Source organism: Rhodocytophaga aerolata, from assembly GCF_030503435.1.
Taxonomy (GTDB): Bacteria; Bacteroidota; Bacteroidia; order Cytophagales; family 172606-1; genus Rhodocytophaga; species Rhodocytophaga aerolata.
In genome coordinates this window covers 57,449-81,775 of record NZ_JAUKPO010000030.1, presented here as the reverse complement: position 1 = coordinate 81,775, position 24,327 = coordinate 57,449, and the positions used below count along the sequence as shown (strand labels likewise).

The window sequence follows — 24,327 nt, the reverse complement described above, 5'->3', positions numbered from 1 at the left end:
AAGCCTCTTTCTCCCATATTTAACCTACTCGACTATTTAACCCCGACCTATACTTTTATGTCCGCAGTAATCATCGTAATTTTTGTAATAGGCTATCTGGCTATTGCTTTCGAACATCAGATAAAAATTAATAAAACCGCTTCCGCCATGCTCACAGGAGTTTTGTGCTGGACAGTATATATTCTTTGGAGCCCTAATAAAGAGCCGGTTGTAGAAGAATTATCGCTGCACCTGGGAAGTATTGCCGAAATTTTGTTTTTCCTGCTGGGAGCCATGACTATTGTGGAATTAATTGACGCCCACCAGGGTTTTCGGCTGGTAACTGACCGGATCAATACCACCGACAGCCGGGTGCTGTTATGGATTTTGTCGCTGATCACTTTTTTTCTCTCTGCCCTGCTCGACAACTTGACTACGGCTATAGTTATGGTTTCTTTGCTCAGAAAACTGGTAAAAGATACCGAACAACGAAAATTTTATGCAGGTATGGTCATTATTGCCGCTAATGCGGGCGGTGCCTGGTCACCCATAGGGGATGTAACCACTACCATGCTCTGGATTGGCGGACAAATCAGTGCTACAGCCATTATGAAAAGCCTGCTTATTCCCAGTTTACTTTCGCTGATTGTCCCGCTTATCTATTTGTCATTCAAAATGAAAGGAAAACTGCTCGATACTGAACATGCGCTGCCCCTGTCTGGGCATTTTCAGGCAAGTACCGGGTCTGCTCATGTGGCTGTTGGCTATGAAAACATCACTGGTGGTAATGTAATGCTTGGCTTTGGCCTGGGTGCCTTGTTGTTTGTGCCTATTTTCAAAACTATTACTCATTTGCCACCTTATATGGGAATGTTGCTAGGCTTAAGTGTCGTGTGGCTGGTGTCTGAAATCATTCATAGCGACAAAGATGAAGAAGACCGTAAACCCTTCACCGTGGCGCATGCCTTAGGCAAGATTGATACCTCCAGCATCCTGTTTTTCCTGGGTATACTTATTGCCATTGGATCATTGGAAGCCACCCATTTGCTGCATAACCTGGCAACCTTTATGGATCAAACCATTGGTAACCTGGATAGTATTGTGGTAGCTATTGGCTTGGCTTCAGCCGTTATTGATAATGTTCCGCTGGTGGCTGCAGCTATGGGGATGTATGACATGAGTGCTTTTCCGACGGATAGCAAATTGTGGATATTTCTGGCTTATTGCGCGGGCACCGGTGGCAGCATCTTAATTATAGGTTCAGCCGCTGGGGTAGCCGTAATGGGCATGGAAAAAATTGACTTTGGCTGGTATTTGAAGCGAATCAGTTTAATTGCCCTGCTGGGTTATTTTGCCGGTGTATTTACGTATCTACTCATCTATTCCCTTCTTAGCTAGCAGGCCTTGCTGATAAATTTTGTAAACCAGCTATTACATGTAAATAGAGCCGTGGGAGTACGTTGCACCACAGCTCTATTTTTATACTTTCACATTCATTCCTTCTTAAATTAAGTTAAATGACACTTCTTTTACATGAGCAGGCTCCAGGCTTCTCATTAGCTTCTACCAGCAGCCACATTTTTCAATTACACCAGGATTTTCATAACAAAGCCTGTATCCTGTTTTTTTACGCCCGCGATTTTAATACCACTTGTACAGAGGAAATTTGCGGTTTCCGCGACCATTACTCCACCTTACAAAAACTAGGGATAGCGGTAGCTGGCATTAGCCGGGATGATATTGTTACCCATATTCACTTTAAGGATAAGTATGATCTGCCCTTTGAATTGCTTTCCGACCAGAAGGGCGAAGTAAGCAAACAATACCAGGCTGTTATTCCACTGATAGGTGTTAGCAAAAGAATCAGTTATCTGCTCAACAAAGAACATAAAATTGTAGCCGTTTATGAGAGTTTGTTTCACTCAAAAAGACACATTTCCCACATGCTGGAAAAACTTAAAGCCCTTCCCTCTGCTATATTGCCCGTATAAAATTGTTAAACTTGTGAAACATTTATTAACCTTTTCACTCTTTTGCTCAACCATTCATGAACGAAGCTACAACCCAGGGGCCTTTGATTACCAATGATGCCGTAATATTTGGCATATTGATTCTTATCTTACTTTTTGTTTTCGAAACTTCTAACCGCACCACTGGATTTTGGGCAAAACTTTATAAATACGTTCCTTCTTTATTGTTTTGTTATTTTGTACCAGCTATTTTAAATTCCCTTAATATTATATCCGGAGAACAGTCAAAGCTGTATTCCATTGCTACAAACTATTTTTTGCCTGCCAGTCTGGTACTACTCACCGTAAGTATGGACCTGAAAGCCATTGCCGGCCTGGGTCCCAAAGCCTTAATTATGTTTTTAACCGGTACAGCCAGTATCATGATCGGAGGCCCACTAGCCATTCTTATTGTTGCTGCCATAGATCCGTCTATTGTGGGCGGCAGCGGCCCGGATGCTGTCTGGAGAGGCTTATCTACCATTGCCGGCAGCTGGATTGGAGGCGGAGCCAATCAGATAGCCATGAAAGAAATTTTTCAACCCTCCGACGATCTGTTTTCTGCTATTATAGCCGTAGACGTGATTGCTGCCTACTTCTGGATGGGATTACTCCTATACGGGGCAGGTATTTCCAAAACGCTGGATACAAAAATGAAGGCTGATACAAGTGCCATCGATGCTGTCAGAATCAAACTGGAGAACTACAGCACAAGTATTATGCGTATTCCTTCCCTGCTAGACCTGGTGCGCCTGGTAGCAATGGCCTTCATCTCTACGGCTATTGCACACCTGATTGCCGATCTGGTAGTGCCCTGGATTGCTGTTAATGCCCCCTATTTGGATAAATTTAGCCTTACTTCCAAATTATTCTGGATTGTGTTGCTTACAACCACATTCGGCTTGGCGCTTTCCCTGACGAAGGCCAGAAATCTGGAAGGAGCCGGCGCTTCCAGAGTAGGAACCTTATTATTGTACATACTCGTAGTTGTAATTGGCATGCAGATGAATTTGGCTGCCATTGCCAATAGCCCTGGGCTGCTTATTGTGGGGGCTGTATGGATGTTTATTCATGCAATGTGCATGTTACTGGTGGCCAGGCTGATACGGGCACCCTTTTTCTTTACAGCCGTTGGCAGCATGGCCAATGTGGGAGGGGCTACGTCTGCCCCTGTTATTGCTTCCGCTTTTCACCCTTCCCTGGCTACTGTAGGTGTTCTGTTAGCTGTGTTAGGGTATGCGTTAGGAACATATGGCGCGTATCTATCGGCTTTGGTGATGCAGGTAGTAGCGCCTTGATACCAAACAAGAGACGAGAAAACAAAGAAAAACCCCATAGACCGCCTGCCAGAAAGAGATTATCAGGGCAATTTCCAGCTAACCATTGATAATTAGCGCAACATTGGAAAATATCCCTTTGTGCAGATTAAAATTTTATGTATCCTTGTTATTTGCTATCCATTCTTATCTATGTCTGTTAAAACATCTATACAATCTCCTGTTGCGAAGAAAAACAACCTTGGTCCATTGATTATCATCGGGTCATTATTTTTTGTTTTTGGTTTTGTTACCTGGGTTAATGGCACCCTCATTCCTTACCTGAAAATTGCCTGCCAGCTGGAAACCGACTTTCAGGCTTACCTGGTTACATTCGCTTTTTTTATTGCTTATACAGTAATGGCCATTCCCTCTTCATTCGTCTTGAGAACTACCGGTTATAAAAAAGGAATGGCCCTCGGATTATTTATTATGGCCGTAGGTGCCCTATTGTTTATTCCCGCTGCCCAGGCACGGGACTTCAACCTTTTTCTAGTAGGTTTATTTATCATAGGAACCGGACTTGCCCTACTACAAACAGCCTCTAACCCATATGTGACTGTAATCGGACCGCCAGAGAGTGCAGCAATGCGAATCAGTGTTATGGGCATTTGTAATAAAGTAGCCGGTATCATCGCTGTCTACATTTTTGGATACATCACTTTAAAAGATGCTGATGGTTTTGAACAGCGATTAAAAACCATGACTGACTCTGCCAGGGAAGCGTCGCTAAACGAATTGGCCGGAAGGGTAATTGTACCTTATATGATTATTGCCGGAGTACTCGTTTTACTGGCTGTGGCTGTATATTTTTCCTCGCTGCCCGATATTAGTGATGAAGGAACGGAAGATGCTGGCTCTTCAGCTACACCAACTGGTAAAACCAGTGTGTTACAGTTTCCTCACTTAGTTCTGGGAGTTATTTCACTGTTCCTCTACGTCGGTGTGGAAGTAATTGCTGGCGATACCATTATATCCTACGGAAACTCATTAGGCATTGATCTGGATACCGCCCGCAATTTTACCAATTGGACCCTGTATTCTATGCTGATCGGGTATGTAATAGGTATTATCGCTATTCCTAAGTATTTGTCTCAGGAGAAAGCATTGCAAATTTGTGCAATCTTGGGTGTTATCTTTTCTGTTCTTGCTTTAATTACCAGTAGCTATGTCTCTGTAGCCTGTATTGCCTTACTTGGTTTAGCTAATTCACTTATGTGGCCGGCTATTTTTCCCCTTGCCATCAAGGGCTTAGGTAAGTTCACAAAGTTTGCCTCTGCCTTATTAATTATGGCGATTGCCGGTGGAGCAATTATGCCTTTGGTCTATGGTATGTTATCGGACATGTGGAACTCCCAATACGCCTACATTATTGCTATACCTTGTTATTTGTTTATTCTTTACTATGCGGTTAAAGGCCACAAAGTTGGTTTAAAAAAGGCTACTTACTAAAATTTATATGCCAATCGTGTTCATTCCCTATGCAGTGGTGCCTGTACATTAAACGTCACCTCATCCATGAATAGCGCAAGCACCCAAACGCAAAGGCAACATATTATCCTGAATGCTACCGTGATTGTAGCCTCTTTAGGGTATTTTGTAGATATATACGATCTTCTCTTGTTTAGCATAGTACGCATTCCTAGTCTGCGCTCGCTGGGCCTGGAAGGCGATGCCCTGCGGGATGAAGGAATTTTTCTGCTCAATGTCCAGATGACCGGATTACTGGTGGGCGGTATTTTCTGGGGTATTCTGGGGGATAAAAAAGGCCGCTTATCCGTTTTGTTTGGCTCTATTTTTATGTATTCGGCTGCCAACATTGCCAACGGCTTTGTTAATTCCATTGAAGCTTATTCGGTGTGGCGTTTCATAGCCGGTGTTGGCCTGGCCGGCGAACTGGGCGCTGGCATTACGCTGGTTGCGGAAATTTTGCCCAAAGAAAAACGCGGAATTGGCACCACCATTGTAGCCGCTGTGGGCATTAGCGGGGCCGTTGTGGCCTGGTTTATTGCCGAGCTGTTCAGCTGGCGGACTTCTTATTTTATTGGAGGTGGGTTAGGCCTTTCCCTGCTGTTGCTCCGGATTGGAGTGGCAGAATCAAACATGTTTGGCAAAGCCAAAGCCCAGGAAGCCCGACGCGGTGACTTTTTTGCCTTATTTACTGATAAAACCAGGTTAAAGAAATATGTACGCTGTATTCTTATTGGCATTCCCCTCTGGTATGTCGTAGGCATTCTAATTACTTTGTCTCCGGAATTTGGTAAGGCCATGGGTGTACAGGGTGCTGTAAATGCCGGTACGGCAGTGGCTTGTTGCTATGCAGGCATTGTTCTTGGCGATATTATTAGCGGTAGCTTAAGCCAGTTAATGAAAAGCCGCTTAAAAGTACTCTATATTTATTTGTTTGTACTGGTGCTTACCTTGTCTTTGTTCTTTCTGCTGCGAAATGTAAGCCTGCCAGTTTTTTATACCGTTTGTTTTATTCTGGGTCTCAATGTTGGGTACTGGGTAATTTTTATGACCATTGCTACCGAACAATTTGGCACCAATATCCGGGCAACCGTAACTACTACCGTGCCTAATTTTGTGCGGGGTGCTGTAGTTCCCCTCACATTCCTTTTTCAGATCTCGCTGAGTATGTTTAATAATAATGTGATTACTGCAGGCATTGTTGTAGGTGTATTCAGCTTGCTATGTGCTTTTCTGGCATTACGGGGTCTTCAGGAAACCTTCTCAAAAGACCTCAACTACATGGAAGAGTTATAGTGTTTGCTAAAGCTATGTGTATTCATTTCATTTTATTAAACATATACTTGCCTGTATAGGAAACTCCTTAACGGATTACTCTGTCTGGCCACAACATCCTGTCTCTATTAGTTACTAGCATCCTAAAACAAAAACATCTCAGATACTCCTTATGCTCACCGATTTTCTACTGCTCATAGCAGGTTTTGTTGTGCTTATTTTTGGCGCTAACTTCCTGGTTAGCGGTGCTTCTTCTCTGGCCAAACGCTTCAATATTTCAGAACTGGCTATTGGCCTTACAGTAGTAGCGTTCGGCACCTCTACGCCCGAACTTATTGTCAGTGGTATTTCCAGTACTCAGGGGCATAATGAGGTGGCCTTTGGGAATGTTATTGGCAGCAACGTATTTAACTTATTTTTTATACTGGGGGTAGCCGGCACAGTATATCCGATTATTGTACAGTCGAATACTGTCTGGAAAGAAATTCCCTACTCTTTATTTGCTGCGATTGTTCTGTTTGTGTTAGTCAACGATACTATGCTGTTTGGCAAAAGTGCCGATGTGCTTAGCTTTCTGGATGGCTTATTACTGCTGCTGTTTTTTGCAGCCTTCCTGTACTATGTATTCATCAGCATGAAAAGCGAAAGTGGCTCAGAAGAGAATCCCATCAAAATTTATAGCTTGCCTATTACCGCTGCAATGATCATCGGAGGTCTGGCGGGTCTGATAGCTGGGGGTAAATTTGTGGTAGACAGTTCAGTGGCTATTGCACAAGGGTTTGGGGTGAGTGAGAAATTAATCGGATTAACAATTGTAGCAGCTGGTACTTCCCTGCCAGAACTTGCTACCTCTACCGTAGCTGCATTTAAGAAACGCAGCGATATCGCCATTGGCAATGTCGTAGGTTCCAACATTTTTAATATCTTTTTTATCCTTTCCATATGTTCGCTAATCACGCCCATTCCCTATAACAAAGCCATGAATTTCGATATGTATGTGTTAGGCATAGGTACAGCTCTGCTATTTATAACTATGTTTAGTGGACGCAAACGGAAAATTGACCGCTGGGAGGCGGTGTTGCTCCTGCTAGCCTATATTGGCTATGTTTATTACCTGATTATGCAGGAATAAGAATATCAGGTATGTGGCAGATAGCCGGTAAAATCTGTTGCTGGCTGATATTTCTGAAAACGATCTGCGTTTTTTTCCGTATTGGTTGCAGAATGGTAGCAAAAGTATGTTACTTATGAATCAATCACACGCCAGTAATGCTTATGAGTAAAACTGCCAATACTCCTTTGATCCGGGTGATGAGTTACAATATCCGTTTCGATAATCCCCAGGACGGAGACAATAAATGGGAATTCCGGCGGGAACGGGTAGCCAACCTGATCCGGTTTCATCAGCCAGACCTGATCGGCATACAGGAAGCCATGATTGATCAGATCTATTTTTTATCGGCTTATCTGCCTGAGTACGAGTGGTATGGTGTAGGCCGGGAAGATGGTAAACACCAGGGGGAATTTTCACCGGTTTTCTACCGCAAAAGCCGTTTTGCTCTTCTCGACAAAGGTACTTTTTGGCTTTCACCGGTTGCCGATCAGCCCAGCAAAGGCTGGGATGCAGATATTTTCAGGGTATGCAGCTGGGTGCATCTGCAGGACCTGGAAAGCAAAAAAATGTTTTATCATTTTAATACACACCTTGACCACCTCGGCAAACAAGCACGTAAAGAAAGTGCCTTGCTGCTACAAAAAAGATTAATTAATGTTTCTGCCAATACGCCGGCAGTGCTCACCGGCGACTTTAACGATCCGCCTGACTCAGATTTTTATAGAGCCATCACCGTGGATAACTTAATGCTGGATGCTAAAATGTATAGCCTGCTGCCTCATTACGGACCAGAAGGTACCTGGGCCACCTTTGATGTACAAACAGGCATTGGCAATCAGATAGATTTCATTTTTGTTTCTCCGCAGGTTAAAGTCCTGCGGCATGCAGCTTTGTCTGATTCACTGGATTTTAAATATCCTTCAGATCATTTGCCAATCATGGCAGATATTCACATACAACCAGTATAAACTTTTTACAATAGATATATTTTTTTCTTTCATTCATCGTCCATAAATGCTGAGATGTTCACAACCCGTGGCAGGTGTATGTACTACAGAATCAGGCAATTCTACCGGCTTGAATACATGAGTTGCCTTATTCACGGCTTATTAACCAGATAGATTCCATTACCTGAGCAGTAGGTGCCTGCCCTGTTAGTTTGTAAAAGAAGGTACTTTCAACGTTGAGTTACCGCCATCTGATGCGTAATTCGCTTCTCTATAAAGGGATACAAGCTAATTGTAGAATAAAAGCGGTTAGGAGAGGCTATTGGCCAGTACGTTTGTTTTGAACAGGCAATCTTGTGTATCCACACAATAATACTTTTTTCTGTACGATATTTTGGTAATAGGTAGTATTGATTTTTCAGCTTATGCCCCGTTATATTGCTCTTTATAAAGGATACGACAACACTTCAGGCTTACAGCAGGGAAAAGATTACTACCTGATTTCCCGGAAGAACACCAGTAACCAGATTAGCATTACTATCCTCGATGCGAAGGGTACAGCTGCCGGGTCCATGGTTTATTCTTCGGATTGGGAATTTTTAAAAGACTGGCAAATTATCAGAACGTGGTCTGGACGTAAATGACAAGTAACTAATTTTTCTTTGGCAGGAAAGTATAGATAGCTTAGATATTATTCTACCGGAAGCTGCTCCAGCGATAGTAATATTTCTGCTACATGCCGGGCGGTAGAGGCTTCATTGCAAACTGTATCCCACCAGTAGAGCATACGCTGATGGTATTGTTGCATCAAGCCCGGATCTTTTAGCAGGTTTTCGACAAATGCCAGGCCGTCCTTCCAGTTAGCTACCTGAATAATCGGTGAGTGTTTATATAGATAGGTCGGCGGCAGCTTTTCAGAAATAATGACGCATCCAGCCCGCATGGCTTCAAAATGACGGTACGTTTCTGCCATCAAAAAGCCCTTCGGACATAGCACAATCCGGCTATTATACAACATCTGCGTATATGCTTGCGGGGACAAGCCTTTTTTAAAGCCGTCGGTAAAATGTATGTAGGAGGAAGGAAAAACGTGCGAAAAATCCCGTTTAATCAACTTGGGTATCCGTTTTGCCATTTTAATCAGCAGGCTAAATAATATATCCGGCACACTGGATTTGGAGAGCAGCTTATATAACGGAACCCGGCCTTTGTTCAGGTTTCCGGAGTAAAATACATTAATGGACCGATCTTCCATGCGCTTTACCGGCTGGTGCAGGGTCTCTTTTACATAGCCCAGCGGAAAATGAAAAATCCGCTCTCTTATCACATCTGCCGAAAGGTGGCATTTAAATACCGCAAAGAAATCGCCCGGAAGGGCAGGATTCACCTGATGACTCTGGCTGGACAAAAAAATTAACACCTTTTTCTTAGCACTTTTAATCCCTAGTGAACTTGGTAAAACCTGGCTATCGATGTTGGCATAGATGTAGAAATGATACTTGCCAAAATCTTCGGACAGCAGTTGCTCAAGATGCGTAAAAAACGCTATAAGAAATACACTTTCATTTATTTGTTGAAAAGAATAAGCTGAATTTTTATCCATTTCAACATTCGTAAATTGGGCAGGAATGGTCACTGCGGTAACTTTCATGGATGGATCGTTAATCTACTGTAAGGGCTGTATCTGCCTGTAAAGAAAACACAATAACTGCTATTTTGCAATGCTAAAAGGCATTACTTGCTGATAGACCTGTAATGCTGCAGCTACACGTTGCTGCCAATTCTATTATTATTTCATGCATGGAATATCACAAAATGTGTATCCGCTCAGTGAGTTTCCGCAACACGACAGTAAGCACATGTACATGACCTGGAAAAATGTATCGTTGTTTTTAAGATTTTTTTCATATACCCCACCTCTGGTTAACCTATTGAAAATAAAACTACTAGAATTCTATAGAGCGTTTTTCAACAGGCAAGCCCTTTCAAAAAAAATAGTTTTCATACAACAATACAAATATGGCCGCGTTCTTCAGGCAGAGTAATATACACTTAAACCCAAATTGTTATGAAAAAAGTATTTTTGACCTTTGCCTTAGCTGTAGGCATCCTGACTGTTCAAGCACAGAGCGAGACAAAATCTGAAACCAAACAGTCTACCACAGAGAGCTCCACAGACCAAAAGCTAGACAAAGATGCCAAGAAACAATCCTCTGCAAGTGAGGGAACAGGAACATCAGAATCGGTAACTCCGGCACCGGCTACTTCTGGCAGCAGTGATGATGCGGAATCAGATGACAAGCAACTTCAGCCTGCTACTATGCCAAAGGATAGCGTTGATAAAAAAGATGATCCTGCTGACAAGAAAGAGTAAGGAAATGATTCATCACAAGGGTAGCTTACCTTATAAAAAGTAAGTTACCAGTTTTATACATAAGTTGCAGCTATGCACTTTTGTAAAATACCAGGCAGTGGAAACATTGTCTGGTATTTTTATTTCTGCCCCCAGCCAATACGCCGGACAGTAATTTATGGTAGATAAGTCAGGTTTTTGTACTAAATTTTAGTAATATTAGCTTATGTCAACCGAGAAGATGAAAGCTAAAATTACCATACATGTAAATGGGCGGAAACATACAGTGAATGTCGATCCATCGATGCCCTTGCTTTATGTACTACGCAACTACCTGGAGCTAAATGGGCCAAAATATGGCTGCGGGCAGGAACTGTGCGGCTCCTGCATGGTGCTGATAGATAACAAAGCGCTTCCCAGCTGCCGTCTCCCGGTAGATACGCTTCAAAACAAAGCCATTACCACCTTAGAAGGGTTAGTGCGAAAAGATGGAAAGCTACATCCGGTACAGCAGGCTTTTGTAGACCAACAAGCTGCCCAGTGCGGCTACTGTTTAAACGGAATGGTTATTTCTGCGGCAGCCCTGCTGGAAGAAAACAAATCGCCGGATGAAGAAGCCATCCGCACGCATCTGCAACGGGTGCTTTGCCGGTGCGGAAGCCATTCCCGGGTGATAAAAGCCGTGAAGCAGGCAGCACAGCCTATTTCTCCAAAAGATAAACAGACACAGGAATGAAAGATACACGAGAAACACCATCGGTTTCCAGAAGGGATTTTCTAAAAAGCGCCGGATGCCTGACTATAGCCATTCCCCTGTTTGGGAACTGCTGGCTTCCGGAAGCAGAAAAAACATTCGCTGAGGAGTTGCCCGGTAGCCTGAACCGGCAACCTCAGATTAGTGCCTGGCTGGAGGTGCTAGCCAATGGAAAACTACGCGTGTATACCGGCAAGATGGAACTGGGCCAGGGCATCCGTACAGCCATTGCCCAGGTAGCTGCCGAAGAATTGGATATGGACATGAGCCAGGTAGAAGTGCATCTGGCAGAAACCGGCAAGACGCCTCATGAAGGCTACACCGCCGGAAGCGGCTCCATTGAAAATAGTGCCATGTCTGTGCGGTATGCCGCGGCAGCCGCCCGGCAGAAGTTGCTGGAGCTAGCAGCTGTAAAGCTCAAAAGTAGTCCGGCAAAATTGACTATGGCTAATGGACATGTGTTGGTAGCCGGAGGAAAAGAAAAGCTTACTTTTGCCCAGATCCTGGATGGCAAACAGATCACCGATGAAGTACGCCTGCCGGTGAAACTAAAAGATAAAACTACTTACCGTCTGGTAGGAAAAGCTATTCCCCGCACAGATATCGAACGGATGGCGAGAGGCGAACAGGTTCATATACACGATCTGCGTTTTCCTGGAATGCTGCATGCCCGCATGGTACGGCCGCCTGCCTATTCAGCAAAATTGGTTTCTTTAGAAGAATCTACTTTAAAAAAAGAGTTTCCGGGTATTGTAAAAACGGTAGTAAATGGAAATTTTGTAGGCATACTAGCCACTGATGAATATGAAGCCATGCAGGCGCAAGCCTTTTTGCAAAAACATATCAAGTGGGAAACCGGGCAGAATCTTCCTGTAGAAGACCTGCCAACCCATATACAAAAACAGGCCACCAAAACCGAGCAGGTAAAGTCGAAAGGTGAAAAACCAGACTCGCCAAGCATCTCGCATAAAGCCAGTTACTTTAAACCGTATATTATGCATGGGTCTATTGGCCCTTCGTGTGCTATTGCTTTGTACGATCAATCGGTATTACATATTTGGTCGCACAGCCAGGGTGTTTATCCCTTGCGGGAAGCCATGAGCAAAATGCTGGAACTTCCACCCGATCAGATTCACATTACCGGCGTGCCCGGGGCCGGTTGCTATGGGCATAATGGAGCTGATGATGCGGCGGCTGATGCAGCCTTGATGGCCATGGCGTATCCTGGCAAACATATCCGTGTGCAATGGTCCAGAGAAGAAGAACATGGATGGGAACCCTATGGCAGTGCCCTGTCGGTGGACCTGGAGGCTAGTCTGGATCAATCTGGTAAAATCAACTATTATGGCAGTAATGTATGGACGGATTCGCACAGTACCCGTCCGGGAGGTGATGCAGCAACCTTACTTCCAGCCCGGCATATCAGCAAACCTTTTCAGATGCAGTCTGCCGGCTACACTGGCGGCGGACACCGGAATGCGGAGCCTTATTATGCCCTTCCTAATTTGCAGATTCAGGCTCATTTTTTTGAAGGCCCGTTACGGGTTTCTTCGCTGCGTGGCTTAGGTGCTTATGCCAATATATTTGCCCTGGAATCCTTTATGGATGAGTTAGCAGAAAAAGCCGGCAAAGATCCACTGGCATTCCGCCTGACGCATCTGGAAGACGAACGGGCCATTGCTGTGGTCAAGAAAATACAGGAGTTAACTAAAAACGAAAAGCGGGGCAAAAATGAAGGAATGGGCTATGCTTTCTCCCGGTATAAAAACACTGCTACCTATTGTGCTATTGCTGCCAATGTGTGGGTAGATAGTTCAACAAAAGAAATAAAAGTGAAGAAAATGTGGGCGTGTATTGATGCAGGAGAAGTAATTAACCTGGATGGTATAATTAACCAGACGGAAGGCGGCATGATCCAGGCAGCCAGCTGGACACTGAAAGAACAAGTAACCTTTGACTCCCAGCATGTGAGCAGCCTGAACTGGGCTACCTATCCGATTTTCAGGTTCAGCGATGTTCCGCAAGTAGAAGTAGCTGTAATCAACCGTCCACAAGAGAAGGCTTTAGGAGCTGGAGAAGCCGCCCAGGGGCCCACTTCCGCAGCTATTGCCAATGCGGTATACCAGGCCTGTGGCAAACGTATCCGCCAACTGCCCATTGAAGCTGCCCTGCGACAGAGCTAGGATAGGGAATTGGTTTAATGTGAGTTCTGAATATTGAACAAGAATGCTGAATGTAGAAGTAAAGCAAGTCAACCTTCAGCATTACTTGTTCCTTTGTTCAAGATTTCATTCACCTTCTACATTGCCTTTGCCGGCTTGCTGAGCACTTGTTTATCCTTTTCCAGCTGTGCTTTTAATTCCTCGTACGCTACATCCTGCACCGCTATTCCTTTGTCAATGGCTAGTACAGCTGCGGTGGTAGCACTCTGACCTAAGATCATAAATACCGGTTCCATGCGGATGGAGCCAAAAGCAATATGGGAACTGGAGACACACACCGGCACCAGCAAATTCTGGCATTCTGCCTTTTTAGGGATCAACGCACCATAGCCAATCTGATAGGGTTCTTCAATGTGCACGCCAATATCTCCTTCATTCTGCACAAATCCATCCGGCTTTACATACCGCTGAATGTTATGCGAATCCAACGTATAAGAACCCATACCAACTGACTGCTGCACTGGCTTTTTACCCAACGTTTCATGCTCGGTCATCACATAGTCACTCACCATGCGGCGGGCTTCCCGCACATAGATCTGGTGTGGCCAGTTGCCATTATCCGTAAATTCATCTTTAGGCAAGCCCCAGGTGTTAAACTCTTTTTGTACATCTGCCGGAATCCGCCGGTCGGTGGCAATAAAATACATCAGGCCTTTCTGGTAGGTTTCGTGCTCTTTAATAATTTCTTTTCTCCGCTCATACGATGCTTCCGGATAATCGTAGTTCATGCCAATATTATCGGTGCTGAAAGGGCCATGGTTGTTGGTATCGGTTTTCCGGTTAGGAACCGGATCGAATTTATTAAACAATTCCCGCCAGCCTGCATCAAATACCCGCACCAGCAATTCATACTGGGTAGAATCATAGTCTTCAGGTTTAGAGAAAGGGATACGGTTTTCCGGATGATTGGTCAGGCACATGCGGAAGCAATAGGCTTGTAGTTTGTTATCCCCCTCCCCTTTTTTGCCTGGGTCTTCTCCGGATATTCGGGGCAGCAAGCCGCTGGAAGGATTGCCTGGGACCTTATAGGGACTAACATTGGTTTTGAAATGGTGTCCATGATGCAGTACACCTACCTGTATGCCATTCCATTCTTCGCCATACACACTGTTTGCCTCCCTACCTACATGATAACTTACCCCGGCAGCGGCCATTAAGTCTCCTTCATAGGTAGCATCAATGAACATTTTTCCACGGAAGGTTTTGCCGTTCAGTGTTTGCATAGAAACAATTTTTCCATTCTCTTTTTTTACGCCACTTTCCCGGTTCAGCCACTCATTCCGGAATACTTTCAGGTTATTTTCTCTTACAAAATCCTCAAACACTTGTTCAGCGGCATGCGGTTCAAATATCCACATGGTACGTTCTGTACCGTCAATAGCCGGCGTACCCTGGCCTTTATTGCCATACTCTTCTTTTTTCTGCCATTGCCAGGAGGAATCTTTCTGGTAATGCAAATAAATGCGGTGATAAAACTCCCTGGCCAGTCCACCAATTACTTCTTTTTTACCAGTATCAGTAAAACCCAGGCCTCCGGACGATAAGCCGCCCAGATGTTTATCTGGTGAAACCATAATCACGGACTTACCCATGCGTACCGCCTGCACAGCGGCCGTAACAGCGGCGGAAGTGCCTCCATACACAATAATATCGGCTTGAAAATCAGTTTCATTTTCAGCAGTAGAAGTGGTGGCTGCCTGCTCACCCGCACAAGACCATAGATTAAGTAGGCATACAAACAATAAAGCACGGATAGGTAATTGTATCATCAGGTTATTTGTTATTTTCAATTTGAATAGTTGATTATTTCTTTACCGGAACAAACAGCACGGCATCGGCAACCACTAGCCCATCTGCTTTCTGGTTTGTCACTTCTACATAGGCTTTGTTTCCTTTAGGCAAAGTATACGTTCCCAGGGACACCCATTCGCCGGATGTTTGACCCACTACCAGCACATCATCTTTGCGGAATGAAAGGTTCTTGCTGTTTTTTCCATCAAACACCTTTACTTCGGTAGTAGAAGCCGCAGTAGGTAATTTGGGCAAATACAAGTAGGCAGCATAGCTGCCAGCCTCGGTGATGGCAGGCGTATACTGAACAGATTTGGAAGTATTGCCTTTGGAGTCATCTATCAGGAACGTAGGGCCATAGCCCCCTTTGGTTTCTGTAGTCCAGTTCCCGGTTAGTTTTACTTGTGCCTTGTCGTCATTATCTACCAGAATTTCAGGTGTACTGCCATCTGCCAGCGGATTGGCTTTTAACATCTGCTGTACCTTTGTTATATCTACCTTCTGTAGGGGCTGTTTAGTATCTATGGCTAAACTGGCTGCTACTGCCGCAGATTGCCCTAAAACCATGAAAACCGGCTCCATCCGGATAGATCCATAGGCGATATGGGTAGCAGACAAACACACTGGTACCAATAAATTACTTGCCTCTGCTTGTTTGGGAAGAATTGCCCGGTAAGAAATAGGATAAGGTCCAAAGCCACCTTCTTCTACATTACCTTCATTCTTTACCATGCCATTTACGACGATGCGGTCGCAGTTATGAGAATCCATGGTATAAGCAGCCATACCTATGCCATCGGTAACCACTTCTTTGCCCTGGCAATGGTGCTGCGTCATAACCAGTTCGCCTACCATGCGGCGGGCTTCCCGTACATATAGCTGATGAGTCCAGTGGCCGTTGTTAGTATACTCATCTTTGGGATACCCCCAGGCTTTCATTTCCTGGCGGATATGCTCTGGCACGCGTGGATCATTGCCGACAAAATAGAGCAAGCCTTTAGTATAGTCTACATGGTCTTGCCATATTTTAGCACGGGTAGCATAGTCAGCCTCCGGATATTCCCAGTTCATGCCAATCATGTCGGTGCTGAAGCCGTTACGGTTGTTGATGTCTGTTTTGCCGTTGGGCATCAAACTCCAGATAAAACCACTTTGCAACGATTTCCAGGAACTTTTTTCCATCAGGCGTATGAGCAGTTCATACTTTTTAGGGTCATAGTTTTCTGGCTGTGTAATAGGCACCAAATTAGCTGGGTTGTTAGTCAGGCAGATACGGAAGTTATAGGCTTGCACTTTTTTATCTCCTGAACCAGCCGGCAGCAAAGCCCCGTCGTTTATCCCCCAGAGCAAACCACTCTCTGGTTTTCCAGGTTCTACATAGGGATCTATCCCATCTGGTAACTGGTGGCCTTTCATCAATTGTACACCATTGAAGGTTTCCTTGTACTGACTGTTGGCTTCCCGGCCTATGGTATAGGATACGCCAGCTTTAGCCATTAAATCCCCCTCGTAGGTGCAATCCATAAAGATTTTGGCCCGGACGGTCCGGTTGGTACTGGTAGCTGGAGTAGTGGAATTTTCCAGGGTAATTTCTTTGATTACATTTCCGTCTTTTTTTACACCAGTCAACCGGTTTTCATACAATACCTGGTAGCCAGCCCGTTTTACATAATCTTTGAATAAATTTTCAGCTACATGCGGTTCAAAGGTCCATTGTTCAAATTTGCCGTAATGCTGCCCGATGCGGCGGTAAAAGTCACGGGCCAGTCCAGTAACAGCATATTTATTTCCAATATCGGTATAGCCTAAACCTCCTGAACTCATGCCACCCAAATTTTTTCCAGGTTCAACAAGCAGCACTGTTTTACGCATCTTCCTGGCTGTATAGGCAGCTATTACTCCGGCAGACGTACCCCCATAGATACAGATATCTACCTCTGTAACCGGGTTTTGCTGGGCTTTGCTAGGCAGGGATATACTTAAAACTGCCAGTAAAATAACGAATACTTTTCTGATGCCAGCGTTTTCTTCTATTGATTGATTCATGTTAGTAGGTATAATTTTCTATTCTTCAGATACAGCATAGCTATAAAAATAGCGGTTTCACTAGTTTAGCCTATGAAGAATACGAGTTATCGAATTGCCTTATAATTTCCAACCATCCTAATACCCAGGATTCTGGTCTTCTGCATTTATATCCGGATTGTTGTCGATTTCTTGTTTAGGTATGGGCCATAGCAAATGAGAATCAGCTACATCTTTCCCTAGTGATTCTTTGATGATGGCTTTTAACCGGTCAGTGCCCAGGCGTTTGAGATCGTACCAGCGTTTGAATTCAAGCATAAATTCATAGGCACGTTCGGTCAGTACCAGATCCCGGAAGGTCTGTGCCGTGTATCCTTCCAGAGTAAAATCTACCGGGGAAGGCAGCGTAGGTGTGTAACCGTATGCCCGGCGGTGCACCCTGTTCAGGTATTCGAGCGCCTCAGCCGTAGGTCCATTGTTTGCCTGGCTGGCAGCTTCAGCATAGATCAGCAAGGCATCGGCATAGCGTAGCAAAGGAAAATCATTTCCATACTGGTCAGATACCCCATCGCGGTATTTGCGGAAACAAATCGGCTCTGCAGCTGGCAATTGTACTACCTTGCCTGCCCGGTTGGTATACTCAGAATATAAATTATATTCTTTCCGCAGATCGGCGTTGCTCCAGTTTTTAATCAACGGGAATTCTGGTTTGGCATAGTGTGCCCGGAAGCCACCCACGGCATAATAGGTATCGCCAGGATGCGGGAAGATAACATAGCCCCAGCCTTGTCCGGCGATTCTGGCAAACTTCAACGAAAATACCTCTTCAGTACTAGTCACTATTTCAGGTCCGAATACTTTTAGAAAATCATCTGGGGTCTTTACTTCTACCAAAGAAAAAGCTCCCGACTGGATCACCTCCAAGGCTTTATCCCGGGCAGATGCCCAGTTTTCACGGGTTAGGTACACATCTGCTAACAGGGTTTTAGCTGCCCAGCTGGTAGGCCGGCCAATCTGGCTAACCGTAGCAGGTAAGCTAGTTTCGCTGAATTGCAAATCTTCGATGATTTGGTTGTACACTTCTTCTACGGAAGCGCGTTTACCTCCCACTTGATCGAGTTTGGTTGTGGAAGTTGTGCGGAGAGGCACCCCACCGAAATTGCGGACCAGATTATAGTAATTAAGTGCTCGCAAGAAACGTGCTTCCCCGATAATGGCGTTTCTATCTGTTTCACTCATGGCAATGCCAGGAGCCAGGTCTATAACAATATTTGCAGAGTTGATGCACTGGTAAAAGATCCGCCAAAGGTTATCAGTACGGCCAATGAGTGCACCCATGCCCTGGTATTCACTAATAGGAACCTGGCTTCCCCGTGCCAGTGTATAATCGTCTAGCCCGACCATAATGGCCGGATACCAGGAACCATAGGCATCGCCTACCCGCATTTGCGAATAAACAGCATTCAGCCCAGCAATGGCATCTTCTTTAGTTTTATAAAAATTTTCCTGCGATAAACGGTCCTGCGGTACTTCTTCCAGCAAGTCGTTGCAGCCGGAGAATAACAGAAGCAGTAAGAGAAAAGGTAATTTCTTCATAGGAATATGTTTTTGTTATTTCAAATCGTCTAATTATAAACCTATCCGGATGCCTCCGGTAACTGTTTTGGCACTGGGATAACCGGCCTGGTCCACCCCAAGCGTAATAGAAGCTCCACCTCCATAGGTATTTACTTCCGGATCGTACCAGGAGTAGCGGGTAAAGGTGAGCAGGTTTTGTCCGCTAACATATACTTGTGCATTACGCAGCCATTTTATGCCCAGGTCAGCCGTAGGAAGATTATAAGCAAGTACAATATTCCGCAACCGCAAATACGATCCATCTTCCACATAGCGGTCTGATTCGCGGAACTTAGTGTTTACGCTTAGCTTCGGATATTTGGCATTCGGGTTAGGGTTAGCGGCTGTCCAGTAATTGCCATACAACTCTTGAATCTGGTTCTCCCCAAAAGCAAAGCTATTTGCCTGCCCCGATGTATTGAAGTTAAATAAATCCATTCCCTGAACGCCTTGCAGAAAGAAGGTGAGCTCAAAGTTTTTGAACGAAGCTGTTGAGTTGAAGCCATAAATAAAATCCGGATTGGGATTGCCAATGACTGTGCGGTCATCGTTATTGATCACATTATCACCGTTGAGGTCTTTGAATATAATTTCGCCTTTCTCATTGAGCCCATTTTCCTCAAACCCGTAAAACACCCCAACTGGCAACCCTTCCCTCACCAGATTTACCGGCACGGCAAAAGGAATAGGCAAGGCAGACCCAAATACATCACTGCCGCCAGCCAGTTTCAGCACTTCGTTGCGGTTAGCTGAGAAATTGGCCGACACATCCCATTTAAATGGGCCATCAAACAAGGTGCTTCCCAAACTAAGCTCTATGCCTGAATTGCGGATTTTACCGATGTTTTGAATAGTATTGGTATAGCCAGTTGCCGGAGGCAGCGGTACGATAGCTAACAGGTCGGACGTATTTTTTAAATAATAATCGGCTGTAAAGGTCAGGCGGTTTGCAAAGAAACCGGCATCAATGCCTATATTGGTCTGTGCGGTAGTCTCCCATTTCAGATCCGGATTAGGCATTTGTGTGCCTGGAGCAAAACCTACAGACAGGTCGTTATTAAAAATCGTCTGATAAGATGAAAGTACTGTTAGGGTCTGGTAAGGATCTAAGGCAGTGCTGCCTGTGCGGCCCCAGGAAGTTCTCAACTTTAGATCAGAAAAAGGGCTGAGATTTTGCATAAAAGGCTCCTCAATTATCCGCCAGGCAAAAGCTACGGAAGGAAAATAGCCCCAGCGGTTGTTGCGGCCAAACCTGGAAGAACCATCCGCCCGCATACTGGCGGTCAGCAAATACCGTCCTTTCAGCGCATAGTTTACCCTGGCCAGGGACGAAAGCAAGGTCCAGTCTGTGGTGCTGGTGGTAGGGATACCTGGAAAACTACCTGTTTGCATGGCATTATTTTCCAGCACATCATTGGCAAAGCCAGTGGCCGAGGAAGAGAATGACCTGGTAATATCCGACTGATAAGTAACTCCTCCGGTGAATGTCAGGCTATGAATATCGGCAAAACTGCGGGTATAGGTCAGGATATTTTCATTCAGGAAATTGGTACGCCGGTTAGTAGAAACAGAAGCAGCTCCATTGGGTGTGGTGGGTAATTTCCGGGTAGAATAATAATCTCCCCGGCTATTGAAGTCTTCAATGCCCGCAGAAATACGCAGCGAAAGGCCCGGAATAAATTCATAGGTTAAACCTGTATTCACCAGTATGTAATCCTGTAAATTTTGTTCTTTCCGCTCCAAAGCCCAGGCCAGAGGATTCTGCAATACATTGGGGCTAAAGGCATACGGAACCACATTGCTGTAATTACCATTGGCATCGTAGGGAGTAATGGTAGGCGGTGCCACCAAAGCAGCGGATAATAACCCATTTCCCCGGGCACTAAAATCACTATTCAGCAGATTACGGGAAGTGCGGCTCAGAATGGAACTAAAATTAAAACTAAATTTCTCACTCACCTGGCTATTCACATTGGCCCGCAACGTACCTTTTTGATAGCCTGAACCTAAAATAATTCCTTTTTGCCCGAGGTAATTACCAGATACCGAATACTGTATTTTGTCCGTACCGCCAGAAAAGGTAAGAGAGTGATTTTGGATAGGGGCTGTGCGGAAAATTTCGTCTTGCCAGTCGGTGCCCTCCCCAAATGAATTAATTTGCTCCTGCGTAAAATAGGGAGTAACGCCATCGTTCAAGGCCCGTTCATTGGCCACTTCGGCAAACTCTCTGGCATTGAGCAAGGGGATTTTGCGGATCACTGACTGTACGCCATAATAACTATCTATATCTACCTGGCTTTTACCTGATTTTCCACGTTTGGTGGTAATGATTACTACCCCATTCGCCCCTCTGGAACCATAAATAGCCGTTGCCGAAGCATCTTTCAGCACTTCCATCGACTCTATATCATTGGGATTCAGTGAAGCAGGGCTACCAGTGAGCGGAAAACCATCCACCACATACAAGGGTTCGTTACTTCCCCGCAGTGAGTTCCCTCCCCGGATACGTACTGAAAGGCTAGCCCCTGGCTGCCCGGAATTCTGCATCACCTGTACGCCTGCTGCCCTGCCTTGCAAACCCTGCACCGGATTAGCTATCGGAAAGGAGTTAATTTCTGCGGATTTTACCGAAGTTACTGAGCCAGTCAGGTCGCTTTTCTTCTGAGTACCATAGCCCACAACTACTACTTCTGTTAACGATTGCACATCGGGCACCAGGGCAATATCAATGACTGTCCGGTTATTAATGGGTACTTCTTCGGTAGTATAGCCGATATAGGAAAAAACCAGTGTACCGTTACCATCGGGTACAGTCAGTGTATAATTGCCTTCTCCATTCGTGGTGGTACCAGTGTTGGTACCTTTGAGCAATACATTGACTCCCGGAATACCTTCCTTCGTTTCAGAAGTTACTTTTCCGGAAATAGCTATGGCTTTTTCACGCAAGGTGATAGCTCTTGCAACGGCTATTTTTTGAAGGGCAGGCAAATACATACCCGAATTTCCGGTTTGCGGTTCGTCCGTCTGGGGTTGATTAATTTCTTTGATCTGGTTTTGTTTTTTTCCAGTAAGGGGAGTTATCACATAAAAATTCTTACTAATTTTTTCATACTTCAGATCGGTTTCTTTGAGCAGGCTTTTTAAGGCATCATCCAGGTTTTTATAAGTCCTGTCTTCCGTTATCGTTTTTCCTTCGATCAGTGCCTGGTCGGCCATGATAGAAACGTTATAGGTTACTTCCAGTTCGGAGAGGGCTGTCCGGAGTGTTTTGGCCTGGCTTATGCCTTTTTCGGGAGTTTTCAGCAATACGATCTTTCCCTGATTAGAGGCCAGGTCTTGACCTGTGGCTGCACTCAGCGTACAGCAAACAAGCGTAGCCTGGAGTGAGAAATGTAGGAGTTTGTTCATAGAATGAATCGTTATTTTTTACACAATACAAGGTCAGCAGACCATACGAATGGCCTCCGGTTCCTCCTGCTTATTTTAGTGATTGAGTATTTACAGTACCTGTTCCGGCTTAAGGACCAGCAATAGAGACTTCTTTTCCATTTCTATTGATTTTGAGATTAAAGGATTTGGCCAGAGCCGACAGAAAAACATCTACGTCATGGGTAGGAGCCGAACCAACCAGCTTTTTTTGCAGCAACTCCGGCGAAGCAATAGTTACGTGCAAGCCATAATTTTCTTCTAACACAGCTACGATTTCTGCCATAGATGTATTATCGAAAACCAGTTTATGTGCTTTCCAGGCCAGTGCTTGCTGGGTATTCACCTTCTTTTTGGCATAACGGCCTGTTTTTTCTACCAGTTCTACCTGTTCGCCGGGCTGCATAAGCACCTGTTCTTGTTTCTGGCCCTGCTGAATATTGAGCTTTACCTTTCCCGTTTGCAGCACTACTCTGGTGCCGCTTTTCCGCTCAAATACATTAAACGTAGTACCCAGCACTTCTACCGTTAAATTATCCTGCGTGTGTACCAGAAACCGGTTATGGGTTTTAAGGTGTTTTACATCAAAAAATGCTTCTCCTTCCAGCCATACTTCCCGGTCGCGTGTACCATCCCAGGTACGGCTATAGCGCAGCACAGAATTAGCATTCAGGGTAACCATAGAGCCATCGGGTAGTTGAATAGTCTGGATCTGTCCATAAGCCGTATGGTAGGCAACCTTAGTAAATCTGTTGATTCCTAGCCAAATCAGGGCACTGCAACTAAGGAAGGCCAGAAAAACAGCTGCAAGCTTCTGCCAGCTTTGGTACCATGGCCTAGCTATCTGGTCTGCCTGCTTCTGCGGCATCGAAATTACTTTACCGGCACGTCCGGTGCGGCTATGTATATGTTGCCGCATGCGGTTTATTTGCCCGGCAGTGGGAAAATCTTTGTTTGTCTCCAGAAGCCCTACCAGTTCTCGGGCCTCCCGGATGGTATCTGCCTGGGCCGGATGCGTTTGTATCCACTCCTGCCAGAATGCTTCTGTTTCACTGTCCGGTGTTTTTACCCACCGGATGAAAAATTCATCCGCTGCAAAATCTTCTGCCTGGTAGTGAGTATAAGACATGGGGTTTGCCAGTATGGATAGCTTCTTTAGATAACCTTTTATACATAAAAGCAGCTACCTACCCATTTCTTCCCATGTTTTTTAAAAAATATTTTTTATAGAATAAATTGACTTATTCAACTACTGCTGTCAGGTCAAGCTTGTAGAGCAGGCAAGCACAAAATAGGAACACAACAAGGTATGAGAAAAAATATCAGGAAAGGTATAAAAGAAAATAGATCAGGCTGCTGCTCCATAGAAGGGAGATATATACCTGCCGCATATGTTTTTTTAGCTGAGCCAATGCCCCTGAAATTAACTTATACACCGAATCTACCGAAATAGCCATGATGCCGGCAATCTCTACATAACTCAAATTATCGAAATATTTCAGGTGAATGGCTTCTTTCTGGCGTTTAGAAAGCTGGTTTACTGCTTGCGTTAGTAGTTTCTGCTGATGGGTATCTTGTTGCTGGGAAATGAGCTTAGATTCATAGGATAGAGTGATGGCAAAGTTGTATACATCACTATCGATCCCCTCTTTCCCGAATGTATGATCTTTACTGAGCCGCCGGATAATTCTGATACGTAATGCTTTAAACAAGTAAAATTTAATAGAATCCGTTGGGCTTAGCAGCTTCTTTTTCTCCCATAATTCCACAAACAGGTCCTGCACACAATCTTCAATAATTTCGGGAACAGCCGTAAATTTCCGTCCGTAATTATACAATACCTGCACATACTTTTCAAACATAAAGTCAAAAGCCTCCTCATCGCCATCCTTAAAAGCTTGCCAGAGTGCTGCATCTGTATATGCTGTAAACTTCCTGTTCATCTCAGCAAAAGCCATTTTATGTCCATAAGCCGTATATGAGTGGGTAAAAATAGAGGTATTTCCTGTAATGAATATAAATATAGTGA

The 24,327-nt window shown here is 44.7% G+C and carries 18 protein-coding genes; 11 read left to right on the top strand and 7 right to left on the bottom strand.

The features are described from left to right. Positions 1 to 57 precede the first annotated feature (57 nt). From nhaD to Q0590_RS29530, 8 genes are all read left to right on the top strand, one after another. Positions 58 to 1,377, top strand: coding sequence for a sodium:proton antiporter NhaD (gene nhaD / locus Q0590_RS29565; RefSeq protein ID WP_302041259.1), 1,320 nt, complete (start codon positions 58 to 60; stop codon positions 1,375 to 1,377). A gap of 119 nt (positions 1,378 to 1,496) precedes the next feature. Further along, positions 1,497 to 1,970, top strand: coding sequence for a peroxiredoxin (locus Q0590_RS29560; RefSeq protein WP_302041258.1), 474 nt, complete (start codon positions 1,497 to 1,499; stop codon positions 1,968 to 1,970). Positions 1,971 to 2,026: 56 nt separating this feature from the next. Further along, positions 2,027 to 3,286: a DUF819 family protein gene (locus Q0590_RS29555; RefSeq protein ID WP_302041257.1), complete on the top strand. Its 1,260-nt coding sequence runs from the start codon at positions 2,027 to 2,029 to the stop codon at positions 3,284 to 3,286. A gap of 171 nt (positions 3,287 to 3,457) precedes the next feature. Then, entirely contained in the window at positions 3,458 to 4,756 is a 1,299-nt protein-coding gene (locus Q0590_RS29550; RefSeq protein WP_302041256.1) for a sugar MFS transporter, read from the top strand. A 66-nt stretch (positions 4,757 to 4,822) separates the two neighbouring features. Beyond that, positions 4,823 to 6,070, top strand: coding sequence for an MFS transporter (locus tag Q0590_RS29545; protein ID WP_302041255.1), 1,248 nt, complete (start codon positions 4,823 to 4,825; stop codon positions 6,068 to 6,070). A 151-nt stretch (positions 6,071 to 6,221) separates the two neighbouring features. Further along, entirely contained in the window at positions 6,222 to 7,181 is a 960-nt protein-coding gene (locus Q0590_RS29540) for a calcium/sodium antiporter (protein WP_302041254.1), read from the top strand. A gap of 143 nt (positions 7,182 to 7,324) precedes the next feature. Further along, the gene (locus Q0590_RS29535; RefSeq protein ID WP_302041253.1) at positions 7,325 to 8,131 is read left to right on the top strand and encodes an endonuclease/exonuclease/phosphatase family protein; all 807 of its coding nucleotides are present in this window, start codon (positions 7,325 to 7,327) and stop codon (positions 8,129 to 8,131) included. A 404-nt stretch (positions 8,132 to 8,535) separates the two neighbouring features. After that, entirely contained in the window at positions 8,536 to 8,754 is a 219-nt protein-coding gene (locus Q0590_RS29530) for a hypothetical protein (RefSeq protein ID WP_302041252.1), read from the top strand. A gap of 47 nt (positions 8,755 to 8,801) precedes the next feature. Here the strand turns inward: Q0590_RS29530 and Q0590_RS29525 are convergent, their stop codons facing one another. Then, positions 8,802 to 9,761: a glycosyltransferase family 47 protein gene (locus tag Q0590_RS29525; RefSeq protein ID WP_302041251.1), complete on the bottom strand. Its 960-nt coding sequence runs from the start codon at positions 9,759 to 9,761 to the stop codon at positions 8,802 to 8,804. 417 nt (positions 9,762 to 10,178) lie between these two features. Between Q0590_RS29525 and Q0590_RS29520 the strand changes: the two genes are divergently transcribed. The 3 genes from Q0590_RS29520 (at position 10,179) to Q0590_RS29510 (ending at position 13,400) form a co-directional block, all read left to right on the top strand. Continuing rightward, positions 10,179 to 10,484 (top strand): hypothetical protein, encoded by a 306-nt coding sequence (locus Q0590_RS29520; RefSeq protein ID WP_302041250.1) that lies wholly within the window; start codon positions 10,179 to 10,181, stop codon positions 10,482 to 10,484. Between the two features lie 205 nt (positions 10,485 to 10,689). Continuing rightward, complete coding sequence (locus Q0590_RS29515; RefSeq protein WP_302041249.1) at positions 10,690 to 11,199, top strand: (2Fe-2S)-binding protein; 510 nt, start codon at positions 10,690 to 10,692, stop codon at positions 11,197 to 11,199. Beyond that, positions 11,196 to 13,400 (top strand): xanthine dehydrogenase family protein molybdopterin-binding subunit, encoded by a 2,205-nt coding sequence (locus Q0590_RS29510; protein WP_302041248.1) that lies wholly within the window; start codon positions 11,196 to 11,198, stop codon positions 13,398 to 13,400. Before Q0590_RS29515 ends, Q0590_RS29510 begins: the two co-directional genes overlap by 4 nt. Positions 13,401 to 13,516: 116 nt before the next feature. Here Q0590_RS29510 and Q0590_RS29505 read toward each other — a convergent pair whose 3' ends face one another. The 6 genes from Q0590_RS29505 to Q0590_RS29480 form a co-directional block, all read right to left on the bottom strand. Continuing rightward, on the bottom strand, positions 13,517 to 15,208 hold the full coding sequence (locus Q0590_RS29505) for an FAD-dependent oxidoreductase (protein WP_302041247.1): 1,692 nt from the start codon (positions 15,206 to 15,208) through the stop codon (positions 13,517 to 13,519). Between the two features lie 34 nt (positions 15,209 to 15,242). After that, positions 15,243 to 17,276: an FAD-dependent oxidoreductase gene (locus Q0590_RS29500; RefSeq protein ID WP_302041246.1), complete on the bottom strand. Its 2,034-nt coding sequence runs from the start codon at positions 17,274 to 17,276 to the stop codon at positions 15,243 to 15,245. A gap of 117 nt (positions 17,277 to 17,393) precedes the next feature. Beyond that, positions 17,394 to 18,851 (bottom strand): RagB/SusD family nutrient uptake outer membrane protein, encoded by a 1,458-nt coding sequence (locus Q0590_RS29495; RefSeq protein ID WP_302041245.1) that lies wholly within the window; start codon positions 18,849 to 18,851, stop codon positions 17,394 to 17,396. 33 nt (positions 18,852 to 18,884) lie between these two features. After that, entirely contained in the window at positions 18,885 to 22,280 is a 3,396-nt protein-coding gene (locus Q0590_RS29490) for a SusC/RagA family TonB-linked outer membrane protein (protein WP_302041244.1), read from the bottom strand. Between the two features lie 109 nt (positions 22,281 to 22,389). Next, positions 22,390 to 23,427: a FecR family protein gene (locus Q0590_RS29485; RefSeq protein ID WP_302041243.1), complete on the bottom strand. Its 1,038-nt coding sequence runs from the start codon at positions 23,425 to 23,427 to the stop codon at positions 22,390 to 22,392. Between the two features lie 193 nt (positions 23,428 to 23,620). Then, on the bottom strand, positions 23,621 to 24,241 hold the full coding sequence (locus Q0590_RS29480) for an RNA polymerase sigma factor (protein ID WP_302041242.1): 621 nt from the start codon (positions 24,239 to 24,241) through the stop codon (positions 23,621 to 23,623). Positions 24,242 to 24,327 lie beyond the last annotated feature (86 nt).